The organism is Ralstonia sp. SA306 (assembly GCF_054792405.1).
The window spans coordinates 1,448,786-1,466,039 of record NZ_CP096451.1; the positions used below are offsets into that span (position 1 = coordinate 1,448,786).

The following is a 17,254-nucleotide window of genomic DNA, read 5'->3' on the forward strand; positions in this document are numbered from 1 at the left end:
CAGGAGCGTTTTTTCATGTCGAAGACCTATCAGCGCATCGTTCTGGCTTCGCGCCCGCAAGGAGCCGTGACACCCGACAACTTCCGCCTGGAGACGGTGGAGATTCCGGAACTGCAGGACGGCCAGGTGCTGGTGCGCAACCATTTCCTGTCGCTCGATCCGTACATGCGCGGCCGCATGAACGACAGCAAGTCGTATGCGCAGCCGCAGCCGCTAGACGAAGTGATGATCGGCGGCACCGTTGGCGTGGTGGAAGCGTCCAAGAACCCGTCGTTTGCCGTGGGCGACAACGTCGTCGGCATGTTCGGCTGGCAAGAGGTTGGCGTGTCTGACGGCCGTGGCATCCAGAAGGTTGATACGCGCCACATTCCGCTGTCGGCGTATCTCGGTTCAGTCGGTATGCCGGGCGTGACGGCGTGGTATGGCCTGAACAAGATCATGCTGCCCAAGCCCGGCCAGACCGTGGCGGTGAGCGCCGCTTCGGGTGCCGTCGGCAGCGTGGTCGGCCAGCTTGCCAAGCTCAAGGGCTGCCGCGCCGTGGGCTTTGCCGGTGGCAAGGACAAGTGCGACTACGTGGTCAACGAACTGGGCTTTGATGCCTGCATCGACTACAAGGCCGCCAAGGACCCGAAGGAGCTGTACAAGATGCTCAAAGAGGCGACGCCCGATGGCATCGACTCGTATTTCGAGAACGTGGGTGGCTCGATCCTGGATGCCGTGCTGTCGCGCATGAACGCATTCGGCCGCATCGCCATGTGCGGCATGATCGCCGGCTATGACGGCCAGCCGCTGCCGCTGCAGAACCCGCAATTGATCCTGGTGTCGCGCCTGACCATCGAGGGCTTCATCGTCTCCGAACACATGGACGTGTGGCCGGAAGCACTGCGCGAGCTGGGCGGTTTCGTGGCGCAGGGCAAGCTGAAGTTCCGCGAGAGCGTGGCAGAGGGCTTGGCGAGCGCACCGGAAGCGTTCATGGGCCTGCTCAAGGGCAAGAACTTCGGCAAGCAACTCGTCAAGCTCGTTTGAGTTGAGCCGCACGCGGACTGTCAATCGCTTGACAGTCCGCCGGGCGAGGGCCGCCACAGAATGGCCCCACCCACAACGAACGCGTGAAGGAGACACCATGAACGCACCTGAAACCGCACAGGCCAAGCGGCCCGACAGCATGACGGCCAACCTCAGCCCCGAGGCCGCAGCCCGCTACCGCAACCTGCCGCGCCCGCCGCAATTCGCCACGGTTGAAGAAGAGCGCCTGCACCGCAAACAGCGTCTGGCTGCAGCGTTCCGCCTGTTCTCCAAATTCGGCTTCGACGAAGGCGTGGCCGGGCACATCACGGCGCGCGATCCGGAACACCAGGACAGCTTCTGGGTGAACCCCTTCGGTGTGCATTTCAGCCAGGTGACGGTGTCGAACCTCATCCGCTGCGATCACCATGGCAACGTGGTGGAAGGCGATTACCCCGTCAACGCCGCCGCGTTTGCGATTCACTCGCGGGTGCATCAGGCGCGGCCCGATGCGGTGGCCGCTGCGCACTCGCACAGCACATACGGTCGCGCGTGGTCGACGCTCGGCCGCAAGCTCGATCCGCTCACGCAAGACGTGTGCGCTTTCTATGGCGACCATGCCCTGTACGACGATTTCGGCGGCGTGGTGGTCGAACTGGACGAAGGCCAGCGCATTGCAGAGGCCCTGGGTGACAACAAGGCTGCGATCCTGCAGAACCACGGCCTGCTGACGGTCGGCAAGACGGTCGATGAAGCAGCGTGGTGGTTCATCACGATGGAGCGCTCCTGCCAGGTGCAGTTGCTGGCCGAAGCCGCTGCGGCGCGCACCGGCGACGCACCGCGCACGATTTCCGATGCCGCTGCCCGTCAGGCGTATTCCATCGTCGGATCGGCGCAGGCGGGGTGGTTCCAGTTCCAGCCGCTATATGCGCGCATCGTCAAAGAACAACCCGATCTGCTCGACTGATCGGCATTACAAATTTCTGGAGCACGCATGACGGACTTGATCCTGCATCACTACGCCACCTCGCCGTTTTCAGAGAAGGTGCGCTTGATCCTTGGCTACAAGGACCAGCCGTGGAAGTCCGTCACGGTGCCCGTGATCCTGCCCAAGCCGGACGTGATGCCGCTCACCGGCGGCTACCGGCGCACGCCGTTCCTGCAGATCGGCGCGGACATCTATTGCGATACCGCGCTGATCGCGCAGGTGCTGGAGTCGATTCATCCCGCCCCGACGCTGTATCCCGCAGACCATGCCGCATCGGTGTTTTCGATGGCGCAGTGGGCTGATACGACGTTGTTCTGGGCCACCGCAACTTTCGTGACGCAGCCGGCGGGCTTCCAGAGCCTGTTCGGCGACGCGCCGGAAGCCTTCGTCAAAGCCTTCGTGGAAGACCGCAAAGCAATGCGTGTGGGCGGCACCGGCTTGCGCACGCCGCTGCCGGAAGCCACCTCCACGCTGCAGGTGTTCCTTGCTCAGTTGGAGCGGCAGTTTGCGACAGGCGAACGCATCTTCCTGTTTGGCGAGCAGCCGACCGTGGCCGATTTTTCCGTCTACCACTGCCTGTGGTTCATCCGCCGCGCGACGGCGGTGGCGGGCATTCTCGATGCGCACCCCGAAGTCGTCGCATGGATGCATCGCGTCGCGGCATTCGGTCACTCGCAAGCGCAACCGATGACGCCTGCCGAAGCGTTGGATATTGCCAAGGCCGCCACACCACGCGCGCTGACTGAAACGAACGCCACCTTCGACGACAGCCACGGCTTGCCCAAGGGCACGCGCGTGACGGTGGCCGCGGTTGATTACGGCGTTGATCCCGTCGAAGGGGACCTCGTGGTCTCCACACGCGACAGCGTCGGCGTGCTGCGCGAAGACCCGCGCGTCGGCCAAGTGGTGGTGCATTTTCCGCGCGTGGGTTACGCCGTGCGCAAGGTTGAGGCGGCAGGCTGATACGGCTGCGCCATTTCGATCGCCTTTCCTATTACAACGACATCAGTGAGACACGTATGAAGCAATTCGCAGGCGGTGTGGCCGTCATCACGGGCGGTGCGTCGGGTTTCGGCAAGGAGTTCGCCAAGATCGGCGCCAGTTTGGGCATGAAGCTGGTGCTGGCCGATATCCAGCAGGATGCGCTGGATGCCGCCGTGGCCGAATTCTCGGCGCAGGGCGTGGAAGTGATTGGCCTGCGCGTCGACGTGTCGAAGGTGGAAGATGTGCAGGCGCTGGCCGATGCGGCCATCAAGGCGTTCGGCAAAGTGAACCTGCTGTTCAACAACGCCGGCGTGGGCGCCGGTGGTCTCATCTGGGAAAACACCGAGCGCGACTGGGATTGGGTGCTCGGCGTGAACTTGCACGGCGTCATTCACGGTGTACGCATCTTCACGCCGCTGATGCTGGAAGCCGCCAAGAAAGATCCGTCGTACGAGGGCCATATTGTCAATACGGCCTCGATGGCGGGGCTGCTGAATGCGCCGGCCATGGGCATCTATAACGTGTCCAAGCACGCGGTGGTGGCGCTGTCCGAATCGCTGTATCAGGACTTGAGCCTGGTGACCGAGCAGATCCATTGCTCGGTGCTGTGCCCGTACTTCGTGCCGACCGGTATTACGCAGTCTGACCGCAACCGGCCGCAGGATTTGGCCAACACGGCGCCGCCCACCAAGTCGCAGTTGGTTTCGCGGGCCATGTCGGAGAAGGCTGTCAGTTCCGGCAAGGTCACTGCCGAGCAAGTCGGCCAGATGACCTTTGACGCGATCCGCAACGCCGGCTTCTACATCTACTCGCACCCGCATGCGCTGGCGCCAGTGCAGCATCGCTTTGAAGACATCATCTCGCAGCGCAATCCGTCTGATCCGTTTGAAGGCAAGCCCGACGTGCGTGCGCGCCTGGTCGATGCGCTACGCGGGTAACCACACATTTCCATGACTCCGGAATCGCCATGAACACTGCTACCGCCGCCGCTATCACGGAATCGCAATTCGCCGATCTGCCTAACGGCACGCGGCTGCATTACGCCAGCGCCGGCAAGCGTGGCGCGCCGCTGATGCTGTTCGTTCACGGTTTTCCGGAGTTCTGGTACGAGTGGGAAGCGCAGCTTGCTGCGTTTGGCGACACGCACTTTGCCGTTGCACCCGACATGCGCGGCTACAACCTGTCGAGCAAGCCGGCGGCGGTGGATGCGTATCGTCCGAAGTTCCTGGTGCAGGATCTGACGCAGTTCATCACGGCGCTGGGCTACGAGCGTGCCATCGTGGTGGCGCACGACTGGGGCGGGGCCATCTGCTGGAACCTTGCCATCCAACATCCGGAATTGGTCGAGCGACTGGTGATCGTCAATTCGCCGCATCCGTGGGTGTTTGCGAATGCGCTGCTCAGCGATCCGGCGCAGCAGGCTTCATCGGCGTATATGAACTGGCTGCGCCAGCCGGGTTCGGAAGACGCGCTGGCCGCCAATGACTTTGAAAAGCTCGAAGGTTTCTTTCACGGCATGGGGCAGCCGGTGGCGGAATGGTTCACGCCCGAGGTGCGAGCGCGCTATCACGCCGCCTGGAGCCAGCCGGGCGAGGGCGGTTCCCACGGCCTGACCGGCGGCGTGAACTACTACCGCGCCTCACCGTTGCATCCGCCTACCGAGGGCGTTGCGCCGTTGCGCATTGACCAGATGCCACCCGAGGCGTTTGTCGTGAAGGTGCCCACGCTCGTGATCTGGGGCGAGATGGACATGGCACTGCCGAAAAGCCTGCTCAATGGGCTGGAGCGCTTCATTCCCGACATGCGCCTGGAGCGGATTCCCGACGGTACGCACTGGGTCGTGCACGAACAACCGGAGCGCATTACCGCGCTGATCCGGTCATTCGTTTCCTGAGCGCCTGAGTTAGTTACATCGACTCCGCCAGCATGCGGCGGTAGTCGTCGGCCGTGGCGATGCGCGGGTTGGTCTTGTGGCAGTGGTCGAGCAAGGCGCCTTCCACCACGTGTTCCAGCGCATCTTCCGGCACGCCCATCTGGCGCAGGCCGGTCGGCAGGCCGAGGCGCGCCGTCAGGTCATGCACCGCCTGGGCGAGGTCCGCGCCGGCCGGCAGATTCATCACGCGGCGCATGCGCGCATAGCGGTTGTCTCGCACCACCGTCTCGGCCGTCTCGTTGAAGCGCAACACCGCCGGCAGCACCACCGCGTTGAGCGTGCCGTGATGCAGCCCTGTCTTGCCATCGACCTTTACGCCGCCCAGCGGGTGCGATAACGAATGCACGCACCCCAGCCCCTTCTGGAACGCCATTGCGCCCTGCATCGACGCGCTCATCATGTTCAGCCGCGCATCGCGGTCGGCACCATCGCGCGTGGCACGTTCGATGTTGGCCCACGCACGTTCGAGGCCATCCAGCGCAATGCCGTCCGCTGGCGGGTTGAACGCGGGTGCGAGAAAGGTCTCGATGCAATGCGCAATCGCATCCATGCCGGTGGCGGCCGTCAACGCGGGCGGCAGACCCAGCGTCAGTTCCGCATCGCAGATGGCTGACTTGGGCAGCAGGTGCCACGAGTGGAAGCCAAGCTTGCGGCCGTCTTCCAGAATGATGATCGCGCCACGTGCCACCTCGCTGCCGGTACCGGCCGTGGTGGGAATCGCAATCAACGGCGCCGCCTCTTCGGTGATCTTCGTGCTGCCGCCCTCGATGGTCGCGTAGGTGGTGAGCGGCTCGGGGTGCGTGGCGGCAATCGCAATCCCCTTGGCCAAATCGATCGACGAACCACCGCCGATGGCGATCAGCCCGTCGCAACCGGCGTCTTTGTATTGCGCGGTGGCCTTCAGCACCATCGCCTCGGTCGGGTTGGAAGGCGTCTCGTCGAACACGATGACGGGCAGGCCGCCCGTGGCGTCAATCGCGCGCTGTGCAAGTCCGGCGGCGGCCACGCCTTTGTCGGTCACGATCATCGGCCGTCGGATGCCCACGCGTGCGCATTCGCTTTTCAGTTCGTTGACGGTGCCAAAGCCGAGGTGAACGTGGGTGAGGTAGAAGATGAGGGCCATGCTGTCTCCGGATGGTGATTGTCGGTGTCGCCCGTCTTGTCGTGCGGGCGTGGTTCAATGGATACTCCGATGATAGCCAAATTAGAACGATCGTTCAGTTCCCGCCCTCATGCAGCACCCGTCTCTCGACTCGCACGTCGCCCAGTTACTCGATCTGGTTGCGCGTGCCAAGCGTCCGCCGCTGAATGCCCTTGACCCAGCCGACGCCAAGATCGCCTACGAAAAGAGCAGCCCCATTGTCGACATCCCGGCCATCCCGCTGGAAGCCGTGCACGACCTGACGGTAACGGCGCGCGATGGCCATGTCATCCCCATTCGCACATACGCGGCGCGCGAAGCCAGCTGGGCAGATCCATTGCCGCTGCTGGTGTATTTCCACGGCGGCGGTTTTACCGTGGGCAGCATCAAGACGCACGACCAGCTTTGCCGGTCGCTGGCGGCCAAATCGGGCGCGATGGTGTTGTCGGTAGATTACCGGCTTGGGCCCGAGTGGAAATTTCCAACCGCAGCGAACGACGCGTTCGACGTGCTGCAGTGGGTGTTCGATGAGGCCGCCACCATCGGCGCCGACCCAGCCCGCATCGCTTTCGGCGGCGACAGCGCGGGCGGGACGCTTGCCGCGGTCAGTGCCATTGAGGCACGCAATCGCGGCTTGGCACCGGTGCTGCAACTGCTGATCTACCCCGGCACCACCGCGCGTGAATCCACGCCGTCGCATCGTGAGTTTGCCGAGGGCTATTTGCTCACGCAGGAGATGATCCACTGGTTCTTCTCGCAATACCTGCGCAGCGATGCCGACCGCGACGACTGGCGGTTCGCCCCGCTGGACGCCGGTGGCCACGGCGCAGACGTAACCGGCGTGTGCCCCGCGTGGATTGCCGTGGCTGGCTTCGACCCGATCCGCGATGCCGGCATCGGCTACGCCAACAAGCTGCGCGCAGCGGAGGTCCCGGTCGAGCTGAAACTGTACGAAGGCATGATTCACGACTTCTTCAAGATGGGGCGCTTCGTGCCGGCTGTGGAAGATGCGCACCGCGACGCCGCCAATGCGTTACGCCGCGCCTTCGGCACCGAGACCGAATCCCCATAACCCGAGCACAAGAGGAGACCACATGGCGATCGAGGATTTCCGCCACAGCACGCCGCTGCGCGTACGCTGGGCCGAAGTCGATGCGCAGAGCATCGTCTTCAATGGCCACTACCTGCTGTACGCCGATGTGTGCATCACCGAATACTGGCGCAGCATCGGCGTGCGGTATCCGGTGGATGTGGTCGACACCTTTGGCGTGGATTTCTACGTGGTCAAATCCACGCTCGAATATCATGCCTCCGCGCGCTTTGACGACGAGCTGGACCTGCGCTGCCGTGTGGCGCGTCTGGGCCGCTCCAGCATGCGCTTTATCATCGAGATGTATCGCGCAGACGAGCATCTCGTCACCGGCGAGGTCATCTATGTGTGTGCCGACCCTGCCACGCAGACCTCCGCGCCGATTCCCGATACGCTGCGCGAACGCATCCTGAACTTTGAAGTTCTGAAGCCTGAAGTGTGAGAACTGAGCATGACTGCCCCTGAATCTGTCCGCCCGCTTGCCGGCATTGAAGTCGACCGCTGGGACGCCGTGCGCGAAGAAGCCCGCGCCATCCGCTACGACGTGTTTGTCACCGAACAAGGCGTGCCCGTTGAACTGGAGTGGGACGCGTGGGATGACCAGTGCTGGCACGCGCTGGCACATGACACGGCCGGGCGCGCTGTCGCCACGGGCCGCCTGCTGCCCGACGGCCATATCGGCCGGATGGCGGTGCGCAAGGAGGCGCGGGGCACGGGCGTTGGCGCGCGCGTGCTGGAGGCCCTGATCGACAAGGCGCAGTCGCTGGGTTACCCCGAGCTGATCCTGAACGCGCAAACCCACGCCATGCCGTTCTATGTACGTGCGGGCTTTACGGCCGAGGGCGAAGAGTTTGAAGAGGCCGGCATTCCGCACCGGACCATGCGCCGCATGCTTACACGTTGATGTCCTGGGCGGCCCTCGCAATGGCTGCGATGGCCACCTGCGCTGCCGGCGACGCGGTTCTGCCGTGCAGCCGCACGATTCCCGTCGTGGATGGCGGCGATAGCCAACCCTTCACCGCCAGCCGCACCAGCGCACCGGCTTCCAACTCGTCCTGCACCGCTGCGTCCGTAGCACCCAGCACGGTGTCCGTCGTGAGCGCCACCGTCTTCAATACGCCGTAGTTGTCGCACTCCAGCGCGATGCTGGCCTCCTGACCGGCTGGCAGGCCAAGCAGCATCGCCAGCTCCACCTTGGATGGGCTGAGGAGCTTCGGTACGGCAATGCCGTATTCCCAGACCTCACGCAGCGTGTGCGTGTGCCCTGCTAGCGGGTGGCCAGCGCGCGCGTACAGGTGAGGGGGCTGGCCTCCAATCAATTGGATATCGAGCGCGGCGTCTTTCGGCATGTCGCGCACGTCGGCGGCGAAGAATTCGATGTTCTCGCTACGCAGGCTCTCCAGCAATTGCACCCAATTGCCGACCTCCATGCGCAGGGCGACTTGCGGGTGCTGCTGCCGCAGTTCCTGGAGTGCCCGGGGCATAAGCGTTGCCGTCAGCAGCGGCCCCACACCGAAGGCCGTGTCGCCGAGCTGGCTGTCGCGATACAGATCAACGTCGCGTTGCAGGCAGCGCGCCTCGAACAGCAGGCGCCGCGCGCGTTCGATGACGAATTCGCCGGCGGGCGTGGGGCGCACGTTACCGGTTTCGCGATCGAACAGGCGGATGCCGAGATCGTCTTCAATCGCCTGGATGCTCCGGCTGAATGCGGGCTGGCTCAGATGCACCGCTTGCGCGGCACGCGCGAAGTGCAGCGTATCGGCGAGGGCTACGACGTGACTCAGGCGGCGCAAATCCATGGCGTTGCGTTCTGTGCATCAAATAAATGTTCATTATGCATTGGACGCATTGATGGCGCACTCCTAGGCTTGTCTGCACAACAAAAGCGAGGAGACACCAATGAGTTCGCACATGGAGCACGCGCTGATCGTCGCCTGCATCCTGGGATTTGCCGTCATGGAGTTCGTGACACGGCGCTACCAGGCCAACGTGCGCGGCCGCGCGACCGCCAACGATGCCTGGCTCGAGGTGCTGATGTTTATCAGCCTCGTCGCTGTCACGCAGCCGATCGCGCTACTGGGGAGCAACGCCCTGTGCAAGTGGCTCATTCCGGCGCAGCACAACGCGTGGGCGGATCTGCCCTGGTGGGCGATGACCGGGTTGCTGCTCATCGGTGACGACCTCACGCAATACCTCTGGCACCGCGCTTCGCACACGCCGCTGCTGTGGCCGTTGCACCGCGCGCATCACAGCGCGTCGTACATGAGCGTGCGCATTACGTACCGCAACAACTTTTTCTACTACCTGATGATGCCGGGGCTGTGGATTGGTGGTGTGGCGGTGTACCTGGGCTTTGGGCCGGTGTATGCGGCGTACCTGGTCGTCAAGCTGGCCGTCATTGTTGGCGCACATTGCGCCTGGCCGTGGGATGCACCGCTGTATCGCATCCGCGCGCTGCGTCCGTTGATGTGGGTGATCGAGCGGACGATTTCCACGCCCGCCACGCACTGGGCGCATCACGCGCTCACAAACGCCGATGGCATCGGCCACTACAAGGGCAATTTCGGCAACCTGCTGTTTTTCTGGGATGTGCTGTTTGGCACGGCGCATATCACGCGCAAATATCCCGCGAAGATTGGCTTGCAGGATGACGTGCTGTTCGGCGCCGAGCGGTGGACGGCGCAGATGTTCTATCCGCTGGTGCAGTCCAAGCGCGAACATTCTGCATTGCGCCCGGGCGGCGGCGCCGTCACCGAAATGGAAATGGACCAGGCCGCGAGCGCGAAGCAGGAAGCGGCCTGAGCGGCGCGCCGCTTACGTATCGGCGTGCGTGACGGTATCGAGCACGCCGAGGTAGCGCGTCTCACCAATCTGGCCTTGCGCGTCGAAGCGGCGCTCGGTCACGTCAAAGCAGCCATCGTGGCGGATACGCACGATCGTGCTGGCGCGCGTGCCATAGCGCGGCGAGCGGATGAAGGCGGCAGAAAGCAGCTTCTCCCAATCGGGCGCCACGCCCGTGGCGGGCAAGGAGGCGGTCGGGGCTTCACGCGTTTCCGACAGCAGATCGAGATAGCGCGCCACATCCAGCGCATTGCCGTGCCGGCCCGTATCTGCGGCCAGGGCCTCGGCAAAGGCGGCCATGCGGTGCCGCACCTTGAACCACGGCGTATCGAGCAATGCGTTGGACAGGCCATACAGGCCGGGCGCGAGCTTGCGCGGTGCTTCGGCGCGGTTGCTCGTCCACCAGAGTTCGTCGCGTGTGGCGGTGAGCAGGTTGTAGCCGTTGTATGCGCGGTCGCGAGCGGTGAGGCTATCGAGATAGGCGGGCACCGACATATCGTCCGCCGTCAGGAAATTCGAGACGAGTTCCCCGCGCGAGCGCGCATCGGGCCGGCGCTCGGACGGCGCGCGGTAGTTCGTCAGCGCGGCAAAGCGGCCATCGCGCGTCATGCCCATCCACGTACCTGCGTGACCGACCACCTGGGCCATGTCACGCCCAGCCAGCACGTTGGGCGCGTCGCTCCACCACGCCAGCGGCGCTGCAGGGCGGTCATAGAATTCGTCCCGGTTGGCGGCCACCACCAGCGCGTAGTCGGGGTGGGCGTGCCAGGCCGTGAGAATCAAACACATGAGCACTTCCTTTGAACATGCCGCGCAACGAACGGCCAATGGTCAATGTGACGGCCTGTGTTGCGCGGGCTTCGGCCAAGCATAGCAGCCTGCCGAATTTTTGCGATGACGATTGCGGCAAGGCACCGTCAGCTGTTTTCTAGATCGACAAACAGCTCTGCATGGCGTTCACCCGCGACGAATTCACGCGGGCCGCCGGTTTCCCACAGGGCCGCCAGCGTGGCTGCAAAGGCGGGCGGGACGTCGTCGTAGGATTCCATCCACGTGGCCTGGCCGTCGCGTGTTTCGGGACGGCGCATCAAGGCGCCTGCCACGCCTGTGGCTTCTTCCACGGTATCGAGCCAACGCTGCCACTGCGGCAAGGCAGCAGCGGCGTCATGCTCGGCGATGCGGAAGTAGACGAACAGGTGATCGGCCATGGTGGAGTCCGGTGTCAGGCGTTTTCTGAAACGGGAATGACGTACGGCAGGTTTTGCAGCGTCAGCACTGGGCCGTCCGGCGTGGCGAGGTGGATGACGGTGTCGAGCGCGTCCAGCTTCAACTCGACCAGCAGATCGGTGCCGCCATCCGGCGCCATGGCTGCGTTGACCACCATGCCACAAGGTTGGTTCGGATCGGTGGCGCTATAGACTTCGGCACCGGCCGACGTGGGTGCATTCACGTGCGCGCGCTGCATGCGCCGCTTGAGCGTGCCGCGATACTGGCTGCGCGCCACGATTTCCTGCCCCGGGTAGCAGCCCTTGCGGAAATCGACGCCGCCCAGCAATTCCAGGTTGACCATCTGCGGGACGAACTGTTCCTGCGTGGGCAGGGTGATGTGCGGCACACCTGCTTGCAGGCTCAGCCAGTCCCACACCTCGGTGCCGACCAACGACAGGCGCGACGACAGCGTCTTCCAGGCGTCCTGGAAATGCTCGGCATGGACCATCCATTGATAGCGGGGGCGTCCGCCAGCATCCGGCAGGCGGACGACCGCACCGAATTGCTGGCCCACCGTGGCAGGCTGCTGCGCCACCGCATTGACAGTATCCGGTTCAGGCAACACGGCACCGGCCTCGCGCAGCGCTTGCGCCGCATCGGGCCCGGCGACGCCGATGGCGATGAACTCGTCCATCGGGCGCAGCTTGGCCTTGGCGCGCAGCACGAACATCGACAGGCGCTTGGTCAGCGCCGGAGCGATCGCCTTGTCTGTCTGCAGCACGATCGTATCGGCTTGACGCCACACCAGCAGCGTGGCCAGCAGCCGTCCCTTGGGCGAGCAATAGCCGGCCAGACGCGCCTCATTCAAACCAAGGCCTGTAACGGCGTTGGTGAGCTGGTTATGCAGGAACTCGGCCGCATCGGCGCCTTCGACGGCGATGCGTGCAAGATCGGTCGGTGCGCAGAGCACGCTGCCGCGCGTGGCGGCGTCAAATTGCACGTCGAGCGGGGGAAAGCTCAGCGTATCGACAAAATCGTGGAAGACATCGTTCATGGTGTGCGGGGCCGCCTTAGATTGACCGGTATTATATTGGGCTGTCTAAAGGGCGGCTTGTGCCCTATCTATCCATTTCAAGAGTGCGGAAATCGCCGGGGTCAGCCGGCTCCGCGCGCAGATTCGCAACAGAATGTTCTCTTTTCTCAAACGCTTGATCCTGCTGGCGATCCTGATTGTGCTGGCAGCAGCAGGCGGTGTGGTGTGGTGGGCCCAGCAACCGGTGAGCCTATCGGCCTCGCCGCTGGAGGTGGTGATCAAGCCGAACTCGAGCGTGATCTCGGTCGGCAAGCAGCTTGCCAATGCCGGCGTCGGCGTGCAGCCGCAGTTGTTTTCGGTGCTGGCGCGCGCCACGGGCAACGCCAAGAGCCTCAAAGCCGGCGGTTATGCGCTGGAAACCGGCGCGACGCCCATGTCCATCCTCGACAAGATGGCGCGCGGCGAGGTCACGCATTACGTCGTTACCGTTATCGAGGGCTGGTCGATGCGGCAGATGCGGGCGGTGGTTGACGCAGAACCTGCGCTCAAGCACGACACGGCCGGCATGTCTGACGCAGACCTGATGCGCAAGATCGGCGCGCCTGAAACCAACCCGGAAGGCCTGTTCTTTCCAGACACCTATCTTTTTGCGCGCGGCAGCAGCGATGTGGAGCTCTACCGCCACGCCTACCAGGCGATGCAGAAGCGCCTGAACGACGCCTGGATGAAACGCTCGCTGGATCTGCCTTACAAGACGCCGTACGAGGCGCTGACCATGGCGTCCATCATCGAGAAGGAGACCGGCCAGAAGCTGGAGCGGCCGATGATTGCCGCCGTGTTCGTCAACCGGCTGCGAAAGAACATGCTGCTGCAGACCGACCCGACGGTCATCTATGGCCTTGGTGCCGGTTTTGACGGCAATTTGCGCAAGCGGGACTTGCAAACCGACACGCCCTACAACACCTACACGCGCACCGGCCTGCCGCCTACGCCGATCGCGCTGCCGGGCATGGCGTCGTTGCAGGCGGCGCTGAACCCGGCACCGTCAGACGCGCTGTATTTCGTGGCGCGCGGCGACGGCAGCAGCCAGTTTTCGACCAACCTGACGGACCACAACCGGGCCGTCAACAAATATCAGCGCGGCCAACCATGACCGGCAAGTTCATCACATTCGAAGGGATCGACGGCGCGGGCAAGAGCACGCACCTCGCGTGGTTTGCCCAGCAACTGCAGACGAAGCTCGCTCTCCAGGGCAAAAAGGTGGTCGTCACCCGCGAGCCTGGCGGTACGCCGCTGGGCGAGCGACTGCGCGAAGTACTGCTGCACGAGCGCATGCACCTGGAGACCGAAGCGCTGCTGATGTTCGCCAGTCGCCGCGAGCACATCGCCGAGGTGATCCAGCCCGCGCTTGAGGCGGGCGACTGGGTCATTTCCGACCGCTTTACCGACGCCACGTTCGCCTATCAGGGCGGGGGCAGGGGCTTGGCAATCGACCGGCTGGAGGCGTTGGAGCGCTGGGTGCAGCAGGGCCTGCAGCCGACCAAGACCATCCTGTTCGATCTGGCCCCCGAGATTGCAGCCGCGCGCTTGGCCGATGCCCGTACGCCAGACAAGTTCGAAGCCGAGTCAGCACAGTTCTTCCTGCGCACGCGCGCCGAATACCTGCGCCGTGCGGCAGCCGAGCCGGATCGATTTGTCGTGCTCAACGCCAACCGGGAGCGAGCCGATATCCAGAAAGACTTAGAGAATCTGCTTGCAACGCTCTGATTTTGCAGGCAATTTCGGATACGGAAATAATGGTTTCACGACAAGTTTTTGCATCAACAATCTGACGCAACCCATTGATTCATGATGCTTTATCCCTGGCAATCCGCTGATTGGTCCCGCCTGCAGGCCATGCGGGCCAAGTTGCCGCACGCGATTCTGCTCAACGGCCAGGCAGGCACCGGCAAGCGCGATTTCGCCATGCATTTCGCGCAAGGCCTGTTGTGCGATACGCCCATCGCAGACGGCCAGCCCTGCGGCACGTGCGCGGCCTGCAACTGGTTTGCGCAGGGCAACCATCCGGATTTCCACCTCGTGCGCCCTGAAGCGATGGAAGATGCGCCCGAGACCGAGAAAGACGCTGACGGCAAGAAAAAGGCACCCAGCAAAATCATCCGCATGGAGCAGGTCCGCAACCTGATCGAGGCGGTGGGCGTCGGCACGCACCGGGCCGGGTTGCGGGTGGTGGTGTTGTATCCGCTCGACGCATTGCAGACTGAGGGCGCCAACGCGCTGCTCAAAACGCTGGAGGAGCCGCCGCAGAACACCGTGTTCCTGCTGGTGACGGATCGAATCGACCGCATCCTGCCCACCATCCTGTCGCGCTGCAGGCAGTTTCCGCTGCAGCCGCCGCAGCCCGAGGCCGCGCGCCAATGGCTGGAGCAACAAGGCGTGCCACATGCGCAAAGCCTGCTGGCGGAGTTCGGCAATGCGCCGCTGGCCGCGCTGGCCGCCGCCGAGTCCGAGGACCGCCCGCTACTGCAATTTTTGCTCGAACAGCTTGGCCAGGGCGCAAAGCTGGACGCGCTGGCCACGGCCGATCATTTACAAAAATTGTCGGTCCCGGCCGTTCTCAGTACCATGCACCGGTGGGTCTTTGACCTGATGGCGGCGCGGCTGGCGGGGCGCCCGCGTTACTTTCCGGCACAGCGCGATGCGTTGCAACGTTGCGCAAACACCATCCCGCTGGACCGCCTGGAACGTTTTGCGCGTGCTTTGCCGCAACGGCGCCGCACCGAGCAACATCCGCTGGCGGCAAGGCTCGTCATCGAAAGCCTTTTGCTGGATTACCGGCAGCTCTTTCCGGCGGCCTGAACCCGAACCCGCACCTGAACGTTTGCACTCTCTGGACACCCTGTGAGCACAGCACCTATTCGTACGCCTGGCACTCCTGTCACCCCTGGCACGCCCACTGCGGCCGGCACGGCTTCGGGCGCACCGACCCGTCCGGGCATCGTCTCGCTGGCCATCAAGGATGAAGCCGGCCTGCACGCCGCGTATATGCCGTTCCTGAAGAACGGCGGTATCTTCGTGCCCACGCAACGTCCTTACCGGATTGGCGAGGAAGTCTTCCTCGTGCTGTCGCTGCTGGATCGCCCGCAGAAGTATCAGGTGGCCGGCAAGGTGGCCTGGATCACGCCGGTGGGCACGCCCGCCAAGACGCCGGGCATTGGCGTGCACCTTGGCGAAGATGAGCAGTGCCGCGTGCTGCGCCGCGTGATCGAAGAGTTGCTCGGTAAGCAGATCAACTCGCAGCGCCCGACGCAAACCCTCTGATTTTTTCTGATGCGGCGCAAGAGGTTTGCGTCGTAACCTACTGATTATTCGATGTTTGTCGATTCCCACTGCCACATCAACTTTCCCGACCTGCGCGCGCGCCTGCCTGAACTGCTGACGCACATGCGCGAGAACCGCGTTACCCACGCGCTGTGCATCTCCGTCACGCTGGAAGATTTTCCGAGCGTGCTGGAGATTGCCGAGCAGGAGCCCAACGTGTACGCCACCGTGGGCGTGCACCCCGATGCCGAAGCGGATGTTGAAGAAGGCAGATCCATTGAAGAGCCCACGCTGGAGCGTCTGCTGACCCTTGCTGATCACCCGCGCGTGGTCGGCATCGGCGAGACCGGACTCGACTATTACCGTCTGGGCGACCGCACCGTGGCCGACATGGAATGGCAGCGCGACCGCTTTCGCACACATATTCGCGCGTCGAAGCAGACCGGGAAGCCGCTGGTGATCCACACCCGCTCGTCGGCCGAGGACACGCTGGCCATCATGCGCGAAGAGGGCGCGGAGGCCGCACGCGGCGTCATGCATTGCTTTACTGAGACCTGGGATGTGGCCAAGGCCGCGCTGGACCTGGGTTTCTATATCTCCTTCTCGGGCATCGTGACGTTCAAGAACGCGGTGGAACTGCAGGAAACCGCCAAGAAAGTGCCGCTGGACCGCATGCTGATCGAGACCGACTCGCCGTACCTTGCACCGGTGCCGTTCCGCGGCAAGACCAACGAGCCCGCATACGTGCGGCACGTGGGCGAATTCCTGGCCACGCTGCGCGGCGAACCACTGGAGCGCATCGCCGGTATCACAACCGAGAATTTTTTCAATTTATTCAATGCGATACCGCGATAACTTGAAACAACAGATGAACAAGATCGCCCTTGCTGGCGCACTGACCATGGCGTTCTCGGGCGCTGCGCTCGCCACGCCGCAGGACGATCTTCGCAACGCCGTCGAGTACAACCGCCCGGCGCTGGTGCAGAAGTACATCGCGCAGGGCGTCGATCCGAACCTGAATACGCGCGATGGCACGCCGCTGCTGGTCGACGCGCTCAAGGACAAGAACATTGAGGTGGCCGAGGCGCTCATCCGCGCCAAGAACATCGATTTCGAGCGCACCAACGCCGCCGGCGAAAACGCGCTGATGATGGCCGCCTACCAGGGCCTGCTTCCCATGGTGAAGCTGCTGGTGGAAACCTACGACGTGGAGGTCAACAAGACCGGCTGGACCGCACTGCATTACGCCGCCACCAACGGGTATGACGACATCGTCAAATACCTGCTGGACCACGCGGCCTATATCGATGCGGAAAGCCCCAACGCGACCACGCCGCTGATGATGGCGGCCATGGGCGGGCACATCACGACCATCAAGCTGCTGCTGGACGAGGGCGCCGACATGAACCTGCGCAACCAGCAGAAGATGGACGTGATCGACTTCGCCAAGCGGTATCACCAGGATGAAATTGCGGCGGGGCTGGAGTCACGCCGGCGCAAGTTGGCGGAACAGGCGGGCAAGCCTGCTCCGGTGGCGGCACCCGCGGCGGCTGTCCCTCAGCCCGCCAAGGCAAGCGCGCCGGATGCGCCCACGCCGATGCCGGCAGCCAAACGGGATGCAGCAGCACCCAGCCCGGCTGGCCAAGATACGATCGGCACCCCAACCAATATGCTGTTTGACAGCAACCGCTAGACGCGGCCCGAATGGC

General features: G+C 63.8%; 20 protein-coding genes. 15 read left to right on the plus strand and 5 right to left on the minus strand.

What is annotated here, in order from left to right:
* Nucleotides 1-15 precede the first annotated feature (15 nt).
* The 5 genes from M1D44_RS06940 to M1D44_RS06960 all read left to right on the plus strand — a co-directional run bounded on the left by M1D44_RS06940 (nucleotide 16) and on the right by M1D44_RS06960 (nucleotide 4,871).
* Nucleotides 16-1,026, plus strand: coding sequence for an NADP-dependent oxidoreductase (locus tag M1D44_RS06940; protein ID WP_024975649.1), 1,011 nt, complete (start codon nucleotides 16-18; stop codon nucleotides 1,024-1,026).
* A gap of 97 nt (nucleotides 1,027-1,123) precedes the next feature.
* Nucleotides 1,124-1,972 carry a class II aldolase/adducin family protein gene (locus M1D44_RS06945; protein ID WP_024975650.1) on the plus strand — a complete coding sequence of 283 codons (849 nt, stop codon included), beginning with the start codon at nucleotides 1,124-1,126 and terminating at the stop codon, nucleotides 1,970-1,972.
* 27 nt (nucleotides 1,973-1,999) lie between these two features.
* Nucleotides 2,000-2,956 (plus strand): glutathione S-transferase family protein, encoded by a 957-nt coding sequence (locus M1D44_RS06950; protein ID WP_316853908.1) that lies wholly within the window; start codon nucleotides 2,000-2,002, stop codon nucleotides 2,954-2,956.
* Between the two features lie 56 nt (nucleotides 2,957-3,012).
* Nucleotides 3,013-3,915 (plus strand): SDR family oxidoreductase, encoded by a 903-nt coding sequence (locus M1D44_RS06955; protein ID WP_024975652.1) that lies wholly within the window; start codon nucleotides 3,013-3,015, stop codon nucleotides 3,913-3,915.
* Nucleotides 3,916-3,944: 29 nt separating this feature from the next.
* Entirely contained in the window at nucleotides 3,945-4,871 is a 927-nt protein-coding gene (locus M1D44_RS06960) for an alpha/beta fold hydrolase (RefSeq protein WP_112184818.1), read from the plus strand.
* A 13-nt stretch (nucleotides 4,872-4,884) separates the two neighbouring features.
* Here M1D44_RS06960 and M1D44_RS06965 read toward each other — a convergent pair whose 3' ends face one another.
* Nucleotides 4,885-6,033: an iron-containing alcohol dehydrogenase gene (locus tag M1D44_RS06965; protein WP_316853909.1), complete on the minus strand. Its 1,149-nt coding sequence runs from the start codon at nucleotides 6,031-6,033 to the stop codon at nucleotides 4,885-4,887.
* A 109-nt stretch (nucleotides 6,034-6,142) separates the two neighbouring features.
* On the opposite strand from M1D44_RS06965, the gene M1D44_RS06970 reads away from it, so the two are divergent.
* The 3 genes from M1D44_RS06970 to M1D44_RS06980 are packed head-to-tail and all read left to right on the plus strand — an operon-like array spanning nucleotide 6,143 to nucleotide 8,045.
* Nucleotides 6,143-7,123, plus strand: coding sequence for an alpha/beta hydrolase (locus M1D44_RS06970; protein WP_316853910.1), 981 nt, complete (start codon nucleotides 6,143-6,145; stop codon nucleotides 7,121-7,123).
* Nucleotides 7,124-7,145: 22 nt separating this feature from the next.
* Nucleotides 7,146-7,583 (plus strand): acyl-CoA thioesterase, encoded by a 438-nt coding sequence (locus M1D44_RS06975; protein ID WP_024975656.1) that lies wholly within the window; start codon nucleotides 7,146-7,148, stop codon nucleotides 7,581-7,583.
* Nucleotides 7,584-7,592: 9 nt separating this feature from the next.
* On the plus strand, nucleotides 7,593-8,045 hold the full coding sequence (locus tag M1D44_RS06980) for a GNAT family N-acetyltransferase (RefSeq protein WP_316853911.1): 453 nt from the start codon (nucleotides 7,593-7,595) through the stop codon (nucleotides 8,043-8,045).
* On the opposite strand, the gene M1D44_RS06985 is transcribed toward M1D44_RS06980, so the two are convergent.
* The gene (locus M1D44_RS06985; protein WP_316853912.1) at nucleotides 8,035-8,940 is read right to left on the minus strand and encodes a LysR family transcriptional regulator; all 906 of its coding nucleotides are present in this window, start codon (nucleotides 8,938-8,940) and stop codon (nucleotides 8,035-8,037) included. The two genes, M1D44_RS06980 and M1D44_RS06985, sit on opposite strands and share 11 nt — an antisense overlap.
* A gap of 100 nt (nucleotides 8,941-9,040) precedes the next feature.
* Between M1D44_RS06985 and M1D44_RS06990 the strand changes: the two genes are divergently transcribed.
* Nucleotides 9,041-9,943 carry a sterol desaturase family protein gene (locus M1D44_RS06990; RefSeq protein WP_024975659.1) on the plus strand — a complete coding sequence of 301 codons (903 nt, stop codon included), beginning with the start codon at nucleotides 9,041-9,043 and terminating at the stop codon, nucleotides 9,941-9,943.
* A 12-nt stretch (nucleotides 9,944-9,955) separates the two neighbouring features.
* On the opposite strand, the gene M1D44_RS06995 is transcribed toward M1D44_RS06990, so the two are convergent.
* The 3 genes from M1D44_RS06995 to ygfZ form a co-directional block, all read right to left on the minus strand.
* Complete coding sequence (locus M1D44_RS06995; protein WP_316853913.1) at nucleotides 9,956-10,771, minus strand: NRDE family protein; 816 nt, start codon at nucleotides 10,769-10,771, stop codon at nucleotides 9,956-9,958.
* Nucleotides 10,772-10,899: 128 nt separating this feature from the next.
* Nucleotides 10,900-11,190, minus strand: a complete 291-nt coding sequence (locus M1D44_RS07000) for a DUF4936 family protein (RefSeq protein WP_024975661.1) — start codon at nucleotides 11,188-11,190, stop codon at nucleotides 10,900-10,902.
* Between the two features lie 14 nt (nucleotides 11,191-11,204).
* Nucleotides 11,205-12,245: a CAF17-like 4Fe-4S cluster assembly/insertion protein YgfZ gene (ygfZ, locus tag M1D44_RS07005; protein WP_316853914.1), complete on the minus strand. Its 1,041-nt coding sequence runs from the start codon at nucleotides 12,243-12,245 to the stop codon at nucleotides 11,205-11,207.
* Between the two features lie 133 nt (nucleotides 12,246-12,378).
* Between ygfZ and mltG the strand changes: the two genes are divergently transcribed.
* From mltG to M1D44_RS07035, 6 genes are all read left to right on the plus strand, one after another.
* Nucleotides 12,379-13,377 carry an endolytic transglycosylase MltG gene (gene mltG / locus M1D44_RS07010; RefSeq protein ID WP_316853915.1) on the plus strand — a complete coding sequence of 333 codons (999 nt, stop codon included), beginning with the start codon at nucleotides 12,379-12,381 and terminating at the stop codon, nucleotides 13,375-13,377.
* Entirely contained in the window at nucleotides 13,374-13,991 is a 618-nt protein-coding gene (tmk, locus tag M1D44_RS07015) for a dTMP kinase (RefSeq protein WP_112184831.1), read from the plus strand. The genes mltG and tmk overlap by 4 nt, the downstream gene beginning before the upstream one ends.
* Before the next feature lie 81 nt (nucleotides 13,992-14,072).
* Nucleotides 14,073-15,083 carry a DNA polymerase III subunit delta' gene (locus M1D44_RS07020; protein WP_316853916.1) on the plus strand — a complete coding sequence of 337 codons (1,011 nt, stop codon included), beginning with the start codon at nucleotides 14,073-14,075 and terminating at the stop codon, nucleotides 15,081-15,083.
* 42 nt (nucleotides 15,084-15,125) lie between these two features.
* Nucleotides 15,126-15,545: a PilZ domain-containing protein gene (locus M1D44_RS07025; protein WP_316853917.1), complete on the plus strand. Its 420-nt coding sequence runs from the start codon at nucleotides 15,126-15,128 to the stop codon at nucleotides 15,543-15,545.
* 51 nt (nucleotides 15,546-15,596) lie between these two features.
* Nucleotides 15,597-16,400 carry a TatD family hydrolase gene (locus M1D44_RS07030; protein ID WP_316853918.1) on the plus strand — a complete coding sequence of 268 codons (804 nt, stop codon included), beginning with the start codon at nucleotides 15,597-15,599 and terminating at the stop codon, nucleotides 16,398-16,400.
* Nucleotides 16,384-17,238: an ankyrin repeat domain-containing protein gene (locus M1D44_RS07035; RefSeq protein ID WP_316853919.1), complete on the plus strand. Its 855-nt coding sequence runs from the start codon at nucleotides 16,384-16,386 to the stop codon at nucleotides 17,236-17,238. Before M1D44_RS07030 ends, M1D44_RS07035 begins: the two co-directional genes overlap by 17 nt.
* The last annotated feature ends 16 nt before the right edge of the window (nucleotides 17,239-17,254 follow it).